Here is a 13,390-nt window from a genome sequence, read left to right on the forward strand (position 1 = left end):
CGCAACAATTTAATAGATGAAAAAATACTGTTATGAAAAATTACAGCAGCTAAATGACCACCTAAATGATTTATCATGTGATAAAACAATGTTGCTTGCAGAAGACGCAATTGAAATTGCACAAAAAAAACTCAACGAGGTAAAGGAGTTTATCATTGAAAAGGGTTTTAAAGATGCTAATGAAGAAATCTGCTTTTTTAAGAAGATAAAACCGCAGTTTGTTGCTAAGTTGATTTATTACAACGGTATTTATAAGATTGAGGCTAAAATCCCTTATGGTGGAGATAAGGTAACGAAAAAGTATCTAAAAAATGAGATTACAAAATTGAAGCTATATTTTGATAATAATCTTGAGTTTTACAAATATTACAGAACAAATAGTACTTACCTAGATGATAAATATTTTTTGCGAGGGAAATATGATATCAAACTAAGCTTAGATAGTTATTATTTTGAGACAGATCATAGATTCTGTACTAGCCATGATTATAAAGTTGCAAAAATTTTAGCAAATGATCTTATCCAACTATATATTGAAGACAGAATTTTTGGGCTTTCAAACATTTCAAGTGCAAAAAGTCCACACTATTCTTTGAACTGGACAGGAAGTAAAGCTGCATTAGTTGAACTTATTTATGCCTTGCAAGCTCAGGGGGTATTGGATTATGGTCATGCTGATATCAAACAGATCTCAAGAGTGTTTTCAAGAATGTTTAATGTAGATATCGGTGATTTTTATCATACTTATTTAGAACTACGTAATAGGAAAATCAACAAAACCAAGTTTCTAGACTCTCTTAGAGATGTTTTAAGCAAAAAAATGGATGAACAGGACGATAAGTGAGAGTTTATTTATATTTACGCTAAAATGTATTTTTAGTACTTATATTTTTTGTCATTGAAGCAGTTAATTCTGGTAGCTTAGCCTCATTTTGAGTATCTTCCTGTTTATTTGATTGGGGTGTAATGGATAGTTGAATCTTACGGTCGATTGCGGCAAGTTCGGTTTTAAGCTCGCTCAGTCGACATTCTTTTGTCCATATACCATCCACTACTCCCTGAAGTATTGGAATATCTTTTTGAAAATCAGTTATATTTTCTTGCTCTTTAGCGATATAGGATGGTAGTTTTTCCAGTGCCCGCAAAAAATTCATTGAGGCAGTTTCCGGCTCTTTCGCCATTATTCCATTATTGAATGTATATTTTATATTTCCTTCGCCTTGTACAAAAAAACGGTTCACTCGAATATCGACTCCATCTTTTTCTGACATTTCGGTTTTTACCAATAATTGAAAACCATATAAACTTCCGATTTCTTCATAATCTCCACCTGTTCGGGATTTATCTGTTAATTCATTAAGGTTAGTACCTATTTGCTTGATGGTAGCAGTAGCAGGAAGACCTGTGAGCTGAATAGCGTTTACAATCGTACCATCCTGGTTCTTTTGAATACGTTGTTGCAGATTACTCCAATCAAGACTCATACGATCATGTCGCGACTGAGCTTTGTTAAGCTCTGCTGTGAAATCTTCAAGTTTATATTTAGCACTATATTTTGACCTATTAAATGCCTGTTTCTCACTTTCCAAGCCTGCAATTTGCTTTTCTACTTTCGCCTTGTCTAAAAGGTCAGTATTTCCTGATAGAATTGCTACGTATTCAGAAAAATTCATTCCTGACTTTTCATCCATACTTCCTTCATCAATAGTTCTCTTACCGAGATTATTTGATTTTAGCTGGTCTATGAATAGTTGTTTGTTGAACAATAGATTAAACTTATAACTGTCCAGTGATTTTTCTACGGCATAGATGACCACATCCACTTTATTATCGGCAAAATGCTTGGCTATTTCATTGCCTTTACGAATTGCCCGACCATCTCTTTGGGCAAGATCACTAGGTCTCCAGGGTGTATCTAAATGATGTATAGCTACAGCTCTCTTCTGTGCGTTGACTCCTGTTCCAAGCATACTTGTAGAGCCAAATAGTACCCGAATTTTACCTTCATTCATTCCCTTAATCAGCTCCTTACGTTGATTATCTGTTTTAGCTTCCTGTATGAAACGGACTTCGTGAGCAGGAATACCATGTGTTTCTACCAGTTTTTTCTTGATTTCAGAATACACGTTCCACTCTCCGGACTTGTAGGTCCCCAAATCAGAAAAAACGAATTGTGTTCCTTTTTGTGCATTAAACTTTTGGTAATATTTGGCGATATTATCGGCACAGTGCGAAGCCTTGTTATCAGGATGATCATAATAAGCACCACTCACCATACGCATATCCAGCGACATTTTACGTGCGTAGTCTGTTGCAATGAGCATTTTTGCTTTTTCTTCCGTTTTAGATAATGGCGGTCTTCCAAGCAAGGTAGCATCCCCGGATTTTGCAAACTGCATCAGGTTTTGTATAAATTTTGCCTGGTCTGGTGTAGGTGGAATATTGTACAGTATTTCCTTTTTCTCCGGTCGGTCAATCCCTATATCCTTTGCTGTGCGATAATCTGTAATTTCAGAATAGAACTGAGCTAGCTCCGGTACTTTAATAAAATAACGAAATCGTTCCTTTGCCACAATATTATTGGCTACAGAAAATTCATAATCCGTAGTTTTTCTTGCATAAATAGCCGCCCATGCATCAAAACAGTTTATACCTTGTTTTTCTAATGCCCTTGGTCTAAGATATTTGAATAACAGATACAACTCCGTTAAAGAGTTACTGATGGTGGTTCCCGAAAGAAAGGTAGCTCCCATGTCGGCATTGGTACGATCCTGAATAGTACGTATAGCAAACAATAAGTTCAGGGCTTTCTGACTACCATCTACATTTCCCAATCCTGCTACACGACTATGTCGGGTATTAAACATCAAGTTCTTAAACTGGTGGCTTTCGTCGATAAACAGATGATCTATACCCATCATTTTAAAATCTACAATATCATCTTTTCTATTCTCAATATCGTGTTGCAGCGTTTTAAGTTTTACTTCGAGGTTTTCTTTCCTTTTGATAGCTCCTGCAAGCATACCTCTTGTTACTTCAGCACCTTGCGATTGCATAGCATCAAGATTTCGTTCTACATTATCCAGTTCAATTTCAAGAATTTCCTTTTGTACTTCGGGCGATTGCGGTATCATTCCAAACTGATCATGCGTCAATATCACGCAATCCCAATCATTGTTTTTTATATCGCCAAAGATTCGCAAGCGTTTTTGAGGTGTAAAATCATCTTTCCCTGGAAACAGGATTTTAGCATGCGGATATGCAGTACGATAGGCTTCTGCAATCTCATGAACATTGCTTTTCAAACCAATGATCATTGGCTTATGAGCCAAACCCAGTCGTTTCATTTCCTGTGCCGCTGTACACATTACTAAAGTTTTTCCTGCACCGACTTCATGGTCGCAGATGGCTCCGTTATTCAGCTTAATCATCCAAACGGTATCCTTTTGACTTCCATAAAGATCATTTATGCCCAAAGCCTTGCGATCCAGACCAGGAAAATCCTGATGGCTTCCATCATAATTGGGGCGGACAAAACAATTGAACTTATCATTATATTGATCTGTAAGTCGTGTTTTGAACTCATCGTTTTGAGCATGGAGCCATTCAGTAAAGGCTGTTCTTATTTCATCAATTTTACTGTTTGCCATTTGTATGGCTTCCATATCCCTTACTTTAACCTCTTGATCTCCAATCGTAACTTTTTTAGTAATATCGGGTGTCGTGTTTACTAAAGCGTGTTTCAGTAACGCAATTCCATCAAATGTTCTGCTTTCCGATTTTACGGCATATTTTTCCCAAATATGTTGATTGCCCTGTTTAGAGGTTACGGAAAAATCATCTGAACTATCTGAATAGTGTATTCTTACTTCTGTGTCGAAAAGATGTGAGGCAAAGCGTGCGTAGATTCCGGACGGTATCCATCGCTCACCTAAATTAAAATCAAGTTCTTCAAACTCTATTCTTCTTGGTCGGGATTCTTCCAATATAGTTAAGCTTCGTGCAGCTTCTTTATCCTCAGGATTATTTTCAACATGGCTTCTAAGTTCGTGTGCCTTTTCAACCACATTTCCTGCAATCCAACGTTCCGCTATTTCGTATTCATTAGCTAACGGATTGTAATAAATACGGTCATTCAAGGCTTCTTTAAGAGCATCGGCAGACATACTGCTGATTTCAGACATGTATTCCAGATCTACAGTTCCGTATTTGTTTAATGAAGCTGCTAATGCTTCTTCTGGATTGTCCGTTGCCAGTGTAGAGATGGAAAAACTAACAGGATGACTAAATACATCGGCTTTATGTATCACTCCACCAATTGTACGTTCCAGATACGGTACTTCTTTCCCCGCACTATCCGTTTTAATAAGCTTAATATTATCAGCACTATTCAGGTTACCATACTTTCTTACAAAAGCATCATACAAATAGTTAAGGGTTTCTCTTTCTGAGTTATGTTCGGTTTGTTTCTCTGCTTCCTTTTGATAAAGATCTATGTAGGTATCCCTTATAGCAATATAGGCTTCAGCTCTTGCTTTCTGTGAAGAAGTCAATTGCAAAGGATGGAATATACCTGTTTTGTCAACTTTGTCAACATTTTGTAAATGACCAACCCAGCCATTGTTTACCACAAGGCAGTCATTACGGTGAAATGCTTGTATTTCCTGACTATACAAAGCAGGCTCTGGAAGTGTGTTTTTTAGAACTAGCTTATCAACAGTATCTTTTTCGTTTACCTGCGAAAATAAATCTCCGATTAGCTCTCTTGGCTCATTGTTTTTAGGTTTACTTATAGATTCATTGTTAACAGGCTGTACATAGGGTTGTTGCATACCACCACTGAAAAGATTGGTTTGCTTTCCAATCGGAGTACGGTTTCTGTTAAACTTTTTCTTTTGACTTTGGGCTGTTTTCTTTGGTGGTGCAATTACTGTTATAGACTCATCATCATTGCCAAATAAGTCAAAAATACTCAGCTGTTTTAGTTCTTGTGGCGGTGAAATTCTTTGTTGTTCCTGTTGGGTAATTGCTGATTCAATTATAGGAGGTGTAAAAATTGGTGTAACGGGAATTTCTATTGCCGGCTCCTCATTTCGTTCACCTTTGTATAAAGCTAAGTTTAAATTCCTACCAAAGTCTTTAGAAAGCATTTGTGTTAGGTCTTTAGCAATTCCATTTACACCATCATTGTGTTTATAGATCAAAGCGGGCTGTCCGTAAGGGTCAGTATCTAATTTACTTTCAGTATGTACAATCCTGCTGTTATTATAAAATAATGCATTCCCTGGTGTATTGTATACAGTCTGTTGACTTTGGCAAAACAGTTCTTCTGCTTCAGATAAGCTTTGCTTAATTGTATTCTTTTGTAGGATTATCAAATCAGAGCCTACTTCTGTGCCTGCATACTCTGTAAATAAGTTATTTGGCAATCGGATAGCTGACACCAAATTGTTGTTTTCCATTAATGCTCTACGTATCGGCTCATTCTTAGGACTATTTAATACTCCTTGCGAGGTAATGAAAAACTGTAAACCTCCTTCCCGAAGCATATCATTCCCTTTCAAAAAGAAATAGTTATGAATACTTCTGGCTGCTTGTACTTTTGCATAATCTTTACTTCGGGAATAGGATAAATCAAATACAGCAGTATCTCCAAACGGAATATTACTTGCGATTACATCATAGCTGTTCTGTTCTTTTTCGGAAATTTCCTCAAAGCCACTTACACGGATATTACTTTCTGGATAGAGGTGTTTTAGTATCTTCCCGGTTAATACATCTTTTTCATAGGCAGTAACCCTAGTCTCTTCGTTATCTGCAAAAGATTGTATGAATGCACCAATACCTGCTGATGGTTCCAGAAAATTCTGTATTTTAAGTCCACTATCTTTCAGAGCAAATGAGATAGCATCTATAACCTGTGGTGGTGTGTAAAATGCTGTTAGGACAGAGCTTTTCATACTGTCCACATATTTTCTGTACTGTTTATCATCAACGGAATTCTCCATTAATAGTTGGTGTAATTCCTGTGTAATTGGAAAAAGATCATGTTCGTTTTTTCGCCAATGATTGATATCTACTTCACTGGAGATAGGGTTCAATACGAACTTTAGACCACCAAATCCGCTATAATGCATCATTAGCAGTCTTTCGCCTGCGGTAGCTTGCCGCTGTTCCTTCTCCAATTTAAAAGCAGTACGTAAGGCTTCAATATTCTGTTGGAGATGAAGACGTTTACTGAAGCCCATTTTCCTCTATCCAGATTGAAATGGTACCGGTTATTTCTGTGTAGAGCTCATCAAACTCATGACAGTATGCGAAATCATCGGTTAATTCATATTTCAAGAAAACAGATTCACAGACGGGAAACATTTTTAGGGCAAATGGTTTCAATTCTTCATCTGCCATTAAAGCATCAAACTCATTGCAAACCACTTGAAAAATGGTGTCGAAACGGGAGAAATGTAAGCCTTCAAATAATATGTAATTGGCAATTTCACTACATTGCTCTATAGCGTTGCCCGAAAGAAATGCTCCTTCATAAGCATTTGCTGCCCATGAAGATCGTTGGTCAATAAATTTCTGGTCGCTTGCTTTTTCGGGGAAGCTGCTGTTAAGGTGTTCTTGCAGTCGTAGTCTGAAATACGACAAGTCTTTTTGCAGTGTACTCATGGTAAATTTTATTTAGAATTTTTGCGTAAATCCTAAAATTAGAGCAGTAAGGCAAAGTTTTTATAGAAGTGGTAGGATTTGGCTTTGAGAGGTAGGATTTGGCGTAATATGCAACGAGAATTTCAATCATCTGAGAGGTTCCAGATTTTAAGAGACAAATAGTCTATTAAAAAAATTATAATGAATTTGCACAATCAAATACCGTACGGTATATTTGCAATATGGTAAGATCAGAAAAAACACGACAATACATTATTGAAAAAACAGCTTCAATTTTCAACAAAAAGGGATATACAGGGACGTATTTATCCGATTTGACTGATGCAACAGGCTTGACAAAAGGTAGTATTTATGGAAACTTCAAAGACAAAAATGAGGTTGCTGTAGAAGCTTTTAGATACAATTACAAATTCCAATCTGAAAAAATACTCGGCAAAATAAATCAAATAGAGCATTCAGCCGAAAAAATGATTGCATTCTTAGGTCATTACAAAACGGAATTTAAGCCAATATTCCAAAACGGAGGTTGTGCCATCTTGAATACATCCGTTGACGCAGATGATGGAAATGATTTGCTAAAAATGGAGGTCACTAAATCAATCCAAAGTTGGCACAAGACCATTGTCTCCATACTGGAAGATGGTGCCAATAAAAATGAAATAAAAAATTTGGATGCGAGTGTTTTTGCATATCGGTTAATTGCTCTGATTGAAGGAAGTATTTTGCTAGCAAAAACACTTGAAAAACCAGAAATATTGATGGAAAGCATCGATTTTTTACAGTCTGAAATTAATAGTCTGAAAATTTAAATAAAAAAATTTGAACAAGCATATACCGGTAGGTATATGCGTAAATATTAAAAAAATGGAAAGAGTAGTTATCACAGGATTAGGAGCAATTACTCCTATTGGAAAAAACACAATGGAATATTGGAACAACTTGCTTAACGGAGACTCTGGTGCCGACAAAATAACGCGTTTTGACACAACAAATTTCAAGACAAAATTTGCATGTGAAATCAAGAATTATGAGGCTTTAGATTACTTCGATCGGAAAGAAGCAAGAAAAATGGACAGATTTACGCAGTACGGACTTATTTGCGTAGATGAAGCTGTAAAAGATGCAGAATTAGATTTTTCGAAATTGAATGTAAACCGGATAGGTGTCATTTTTTCCAGTGGAATTGGTGGCTTTGAAACGTTCGAGCATGAAGTCATCGATTATGCAAAAGGTAATTTTCAACCAAAGTTTAATCCATTTTTTATTACCAAGATCATTTCTAATGGCTTGTCTGGTATAATTTCTATCAATTACGGATTAAGGGGAGTTAATTATTGCCCTGTTACCGCTTGTGCTTCTTCTACACAAAGCATTATTCAGGCATTTAATTACATCCGTTTAGGCAAAGCGGATATCGTTATTACGGGCGGTTCTGAAGCTCCCATAACAGCATCTTCCATTGGCGGGTTCAACGCGATGAAGGCCATGTCGACCAATAATGAAAATTTCGGTACTGCTTCAAGGCCTTTTGATACAAGCCGTGATGGATTTGTGGTCGGTGAAGGAGCCGGGGCTTTGATTGTCGAAAGCTTAGGCTCGGCAATAAAAAGAGGAGCTAAAATTTACGCGGAAATTGTAGGTGGTGGAGAAAGTTCAGATGCCTATCACATTACGGGAACGCATCCCGAAGGAACTGGGGCATTTTTGGCCATGAGGGAAGGTATAAAAGAAGCCAACTTAAATCCAAATAATATTGATTATGTTAATGCACATGCGACATCGACTGGACTTGGTGATTTATCAGAAATTAAAGCGATTGAGAAATTATTTTCATCAAACCTTGATAAAATTCAGGTAAGTGCTTCAAAATCTATGACTGGGCATTTATTGGGAGGTACAGGTGCTATTGAAGCCATTTCAACTTGTTTAAGCGTAAAAACCGATTTAATTCCACCAACTATAAATACGACCGAAATTGATGAAAATATACCAAAAGAATTAAATCTGTCCTTAGGTAGTAAGGCGTTTTCAAAAACGGTGAATTATGCCTTGAGCAACAGCTTTGGGTTTGGGGGACATTGTGGAGCTTTAATCTTAAAAAAATACATTTACTAAATTACAAAGTAGGGAAATCTCTATGAAAATGCTTTAAGCATATTTTTTTATTTTTGCATCACAATTTAATCCATTATCATAATGAAAGAACTAATCGAAAAAATCAATGCTTCATTTGAAGCGTTAAAAGTAGATGCTGAATTACAGGCAGACAAAGGAAACAAAGCAGCAGGAACAAGAGCTCGTAAAACCTCTTTAGAACTTGAAAAACTGCTAAAAGAATTTAGAAAAGCATCTTTAGATGCTTCTAAGGCATAATAAGAGACTGTAACGTAAACTGTGTCAGAGGAATAATTCAATAAGATTATTTATATTCAATTATTCAAACGACACGGTCATGAAAGAAAAAGACCCATTCGACTTTGAACGCTTCAAGGCAGAAGCTATGCAAGGTCTTTACGAAGGTAAAAGTTTATCTCCCAATGATGGCGTCCTAGCGCCGTTAATGAAGCATCTGTTGGAATCGATGATGGATGGAGAACTGGAAAACCACTTGAACGAAGAGAAAGCTTCGGGCAATAGCAATCGTCGAAATGGCAAGACAAAAAAGACAGTCCGAGGTCTCAATACCGGAACTTTTGAGCTGGAGACAGGTCGGGATAGATCGGGAACGTTCGAGCCTAAAGTAGTACCTAAGAGACAATTAATCATCACTGAACAGCTTGAGGGACATGTGTTGAGCATGTATGCCAAAGGAATGAGCACACGGGCGATAAGCGAGTTTATACGCGAAATGTATGCAATGGAGATCTCTGCCACAGAAATATCGCGTATTACAGAAAGCGTGCTTCCAGCGGTAAATGAGTGGCGTAGCAGGCCTCTTGAAGCTGTTTATCCCTTTGTATTCCTAGACTGTATGCACATCAAGGTTCGCCAGAATGGAACTGTTGAATCGAGGGCTATCTATAATATCCTGGGAGTTGGTATGGATGGTAGAAAAGATCTGATTGGTCTTTATAGCTCAGAAAATGAGGGAGCTAAGTTCTGGCTTTCAGTTCTTACAGATTTAAAGCAACGTGGCGTTGAAGACATCCTTATTGCTTGTATTGATGGTCTAAAAGGGTTCCCTGAGGCCATAGAAGCTATTTTTCCAAAAACAAAGATCCAGTTGTGTATTGTTCACCAGATCAGAACAAGTATGCGTTACGTAACCGAAAAAGACAAGAAGCTTGTCATGGAGGATCTAAAACCGGTCTATAAGGCTGTGAACGAAGAAATGGGATATGAAAACCTACTGTCTTTTGAAGAAAAATGGGGCAAGAAATACCCACTTGCTGCCAAATCCTGGATGGATAACTGGACCAATCTTTCTACTTTCTTTGAATACGAGGATCAGGTTCGCAAGATTATATACACCACAAATCCAATCGAGGGAATGCACCGTCAGATACGAAAAATTATTAAATCTAAAGGAGCTTTCAGCTCTGAACAGGCGCTCATGAAATTGATGTATTTAATTATTAAAGATATTGCAAAAAAATGGACGATGCCAATGCATAACTGGGGCTTGACCATATCCCAACTTTATATTAGATTTGGGGATAGACTCAAATTAGAAAGAGGTTTTTAAGATTTAAATCCAATGACACAGTTTGAGTTACACTCCCCATAATAATGACAAAACCCTCCATATTCGGAGGGTTTGTTATTTGTTAAGTACCTGAAGAATTTTGCTCACTTCTATATTCATTCGTGAAAATGCGAACCATTTTTTGCCCAGGTCTTTAAGCGAAGCCCCAATGTGGTAAAGTTCCGTACTGTCAATAATTAATAAGCGGTCGTGGCTATCGGCAAAAACTTCAACTTCAATACGGGGATATTGACTGTTGTACCTTTGTAAATCCAACCGAAGCTGATTGCTGATGCTTTTGGTATAGATTGTTGCGGTTACAGATTGTTCTCGTTTACCTAGTAGCGTAAGTACAGTATCATCCACATAATTGTCAAGCAAGATAATGGACTCTTTAGCACTTCGAATAATATCTGATACAAAGGCGTAGGCATCGAAAACCTGTCCACTATAGAAAATCCCTTTTTCAATGTGTAGCTTGTCACTTTCCAGAGCTTTGAATATCTCTTCAAATTTTTGATCGGTTTCCAACTGTTTCAGTTCCATTTTATCCAAACGATGAAACAAAGAAGCATTACTGATGAGTATTCTACGCATTTCTACAAAGGCTTCCATAATCTCAACACTGACCTTAATCGCTGTAGACGAACGAAGAATGGCGGAAGCCATTGCCACACCTTGCTCGGTAAAAGCATAGGGTAAATAACGTCTTCCACCATAGTTTAAACTTGAGGTTCCAATCTGGAACCTCAAGTTTTCAGCTTCCTCTTCGGTTAACTGAAAACAAAACGATTGTGGAAATCTTTCGATGTTCCTTTTCACGGCTTTATTTAGGTTCTTAGTTTCTACCTGATATAAGGAAGCCAGATCGCTATCCAGCATTACGTGTTTATCTCGAATGGTGAAAATCAGTTTTTCTATTTCTTTTTTGGACAGGATTATATTACTCATTTCTTTTTTTGTTTATTGGGTGGAAATTCGAAAGAGCTTTTTCCGGTTGTATCCAACACAATGTATGCATCGAATTTTTTGCCTGATTTACTTTGCATTCCTTTTATGAGTTTTGTTCTTCGTGTTTTTAAAAGACTTTCAATATCATTGGTACTCAATAATACTCCGCAAACATTACGAAACTGTATCCAATTACAAACTTCATCGGGACATTTTATCACCTTATTCCAAATGAGGAGTTGCTGTTGTTTACATTTTGGACATTCCAGTTCAGGTTGTTTCTGTTTTACAATAGTAGATTCTAATAGTTCCTTTGTAATAAAATCTGCATATAACTCCATTTCTTTAAGAAATATGGTGGCATCTTCTTGATCATTTTCAATTTGCTGTAATGTTAACTCCCATTCTGCGGTCATAGCAACATCAGCAATCTTTTTGTCTTTAACTAAATCATAAACCTGCAAACCTTTTTCTGTTGGGATGAGTGATTTCTTTTCGCGACGAATATAGTCACGCTTAAAAAGAGTTTCTATTATAGCTGCTCTTGTAGCTGGGGTGCCAATACCAATCCCCTGTAAAATTTTACGTTCCTCTTCACTCTCAATTTCCCTCCCAGCACTTTCCATTGCTGATAACAATCCGGCTTCGGTGTACAATACAGGAGGTTTAGTTTTCTTTTCTATTACCTGCATACTTTTGATATTAACTTCTTCACCAACTTTCAGTTCGGGGATATCTTGTATAGGCTCACTGTCATCCTCACTAAAATTTCCACGAATAGCACGCCAACCCGGTTCAAGAATTTTACAACCTTTCAAAATAAAATCATAATGTATTACTTGTAAGGTAATATCTGTTATTTCTTTGGAGCATGGATGTGAGATGGCTTCCAATAATCTGAAAGCTATCATATCATAAATTGCATTTTCTTTGGCAGGTAATTCAGCGGGTATTTTTTCAGTAATGAGTAAACCATGATGATCCGTTACTTTGACATCGTTCACCATACGTTTATTGAAACGTCCCCATTTCACTTTTTTGCTGGCTTCCTTACACGATTCTCTGTTTTCTAGTAGTCTTACTAGACCAGGGATTTCAGCCCATAGATCTTCAGGAATATATTTACTACCTGTACGCGGATAGGTAATCAGTTTCTTTTCGTAAAGGCTTTGAGCAATGTTAAGCGTTTCATCCGCAGAGAGTCCAAGTTTTTTATTAGCTTCTTTTTGTAATCCTGTCAGATCGAACAATAGAGGCGGTTGCTCTGCTATCTTTTTACTCTCTGCTTCAATCACTCTAGCTATTCCAATACGCTGTAACGATTTCAGTATGTCTTCAGCTAGCTTTTTATCGTCCCATTTAGTTTTTGAAAGACTTTTGAAATCTATTGATTCCTTATGATGTTCCAGATTTATCTGCCAATAAGTTTTTATTGAGAAGTTTCTATTTTCCAGATACCTTTTACAGATGAGGGCTAATGTGGGTGTTTGCACTCGTCCAAGCGAATATACACCATGCCCAGCGGCAATACTCAATGCTTGTGAAGCATTGATGCCCACTAACCAGTCAGCACGACTTCTGCCTTGTCCGGCATGGTAAAGTCCATCAAAGTCACTACCAGGTTTTAGGTTTTCTAAACCGTGTTTAATGGCTTTTTCGGTCAAAGAACTTATCCAAAGACGCTCAAAAGGTTTATTGCATTTAAAGTAATCGTATATATAACGAAATATCAATTCCCCTTCACGTCCGGCATCAGTAGCTACAATGATACTTTCGCTTTTACTGATAACCTGCTCAATAATTTTTAACTGTTTTAAAGCTCCGTTATCAGGTACGTACGATTTGCCTTTTTTGATTTTCCTTACTGTCAATAAAAAGGGATTAGGAAGCATTGGTAAGGATTCTCTTTGAAAACCTGAGATACCATAATCTTCAGGCATTCCCAAAGCAACCAAATGCCCAAATGCCCAGGTAACGTAAAACCCATTACCTGTCAAGAATCCTTCTTTCTTTTCTGTTGCACCCAATATTGTGGCAATCTCTCTTGCAACACTTGGCTTTTCTGCTATTACTACTTTCATA

9 protein-coding genes are annotated in these 13,390 nt (G+C 37.1%); 5 read left to right on the forward strand and 4 right to left on the reverse strand.

Annotation, left to right across the window (positions count from 1 at the left end; translation table 11 throughout):
• The first annotated feature begins 16 nt into the window (after positions 1-16).
• On the forward strand, positions 17-844 hold the full coding sequence (locus QWY99_RS16045; protein ID WP_058699778.1) for an RteC domain-containing protein: 828 nt from the start codon (positions 17-19) through the stop codon (positions 842-844).
• 19 nt (positions 845-863) lie between these two features.
• On the opposite strand, the gene QWY99_RS16050 is transcribed toward QWY99_RS16045, so the two are convergent.
• Positions 864-6,248, reverse strand: coding sequence for a helicase-like domain-containing protein (locus QWY99_RS16050; protein WP_058699779.1), 5,385 nt, complete (start codon positions 6,246-6,248; stop codon positions 864-866).
• A complete protein-coding gene (locus QWY99_RS16055) occupies positions 6,235-6,672 on the reverse strand; it encodes a DUF1896 domain-containing protein (protein WP_058699780.1) in 438 nt (145 codons plus the stop codon). Before QWY99_RS16055 ends, QWY99_RS16050 begins: the two co-directional genes overlap by 14 nt.
• Before the next feature lie 221 nt (positions 6,673-6,893).
• Between QWY99_RS16055 and QWY99_RS16060 the strand changes: the two genes are divergently transcribed.
• From QWY99_RS16060 to QWY99_RS16075, 4 genes are all read left to right on the forward strand, one after another.
• On the forward strand, positions 6,894-7,481 hold the full coding sequence (locus QWY99_RS16060) for a TetR/AcrR family transcriptional regulator (RefSeq protein WP_058699781.1): 588 nt from the start codon (positions 6,894-6,896) through the stop codon (positions 7,479-7,481).
• A gap of 55 nt (positions 7,482-7,536) precedes the next feature.
• The gene (gene fabF, locus QWY99_RS16065; protein ID WP_058699782.1) at positions 7,537-8,787 is read left to right on the forward strand and encodes a beta-ketoacyl-ACP synthase II; all 1,251 of its coding nucleotides are present in this window, start codon (positions 7,537-7,539) and stop codon (positions 8,785-8,787) included.
• 81 nt (positions 8,788-8,868) lie between these two features.
• Complete coding sequence (locus QWY99_RS16070; RefSeq protein WP_058699783.1) at positions 8,869-9,045, forward strand: BF3379 family histone-like protein; 177 nt, start codon at positions 8,869-8,871, stop codon at positions 9,043-9,045.
• Positions 9,046-9,124: 79 nt separating this feature from the next.
• Positions 9,125-10,357, forward strand: coding sequence for an IS256 family transposase (locus tag QWY99_RS16075; protein ID WP_059344605.1), 1,233 nt, complete (start codon positions 9,125-9,127; stop codon positions 10,355-10,357).
• Between the two features lie 75 nt (positions 10,358-10,432).
• On the opposite strand, the gene QWY99_RS16080 is transcribed toward QWY99_RS16075, so the two are convergent.
• Together QWY99_RS16080 and QWY99_RS16085 are read right to left on the reverse strand one after the other, a co-directional pair.
• Positions 10,433-11,308, reverse strand: coding sequence for an ORF6N domain-containing protein (locus QWY99_RS16080; RefSeq protein WP_058699784.1), 876 nt, complete (start codon positions 11,306-11,308; stop codon positions 10,433-10,435).
• On the reverse strand, positions 11,305-13,389 hold the full coding sequence (locus QWY99_RS16085) for a type IA DNA topoisomerase (protein WP_058699785.1): 2,085 nt from the start codon (positions 13,387-13,389) through the stop codon (positions 11,305-11,307). The genes QWY99_RS16080 and QWY99_RS16085 overlap by 4 nt, the downstream gene beginning before the upstream one ends.
• Position 13,390: the final 1 nt, after the last annotated feature.

Origin of the sequence: Flavobacterium branchiarum (assembly GCF_030409845.1) — a bacterium.
In the GTDB taxonomy this organism is placed as follows: Bacteria; Bacteroidota; Bacteroidia; order Flavobacteriales; family Flavobacteriaceae; genus Flavobacterium; species Flavobacterium branchiarum.

Bases quoted from the DNA above. Each gene is read 5' to 3' on its own strand.
- QWY99_RS16045 (WP_058699778.1), top strand. From the start codon at position 17: ATGAAAAAATACTGTTATGAAAAATTACAGCAGCTAAATGACCACCTA.
- QWY99_RS16075 (WP_059344605.1), top strand. From the start codon at position 9,125: ATGAAAGAAAAAGACCCATTCGACTTTGAACGCTTCAAGGCAGAAGCT.
- QWY99_RS16070 (WP_058699783.1), top strand. From the start codon at position 8,869: ATGAAAGAACTAATCGAAAAAATCAATGCTTCATTTGAAGCGTTAAAA.
- QWY99_RS16060 (WP_058699781.1), top strand. From the start codon at position 6,894: ATGGTAAGATCAGAAAAAACACGACAATACATTATTGAAAAAACAGCT.
- QWY99_RS16050 (WP_058699779.1), bottom strand. From the start codon at position 6,248: ATGGGCTTCAGTAAACGTCTTCATCTCCAACAGAATATTGAAGCCTTA.
- QWY99_RS16055 (WP_058699780.1), bottom strand. From the start codon at position 6,672: ATGAGTACACTGCAAAAAGACTTGTCGTATTTCAGACTACGACTGCAA.
- fabF (WP_058699782.1), top strand. From the start codon at position 7,537: ATGGAAAGAGTAGTTATCACAGGATTAGGAGCAATTACTCCTATTGGA.
- QWY99_RS16080 (WP_058699784.1), bottom strand. From the start codon at position 11,308: ATGAGTAATATAATCCTGTCCAAAAAAGAAATAGAAAAACTGATTTTC.
- QWY99_RS16085 (WP_058699785.1), bottom strand. From the start codon at position 13,389: ATGAAAGTAGTAATAGCAGAAAAGCCAAGTGTTGCAAGAGAGATTGCC.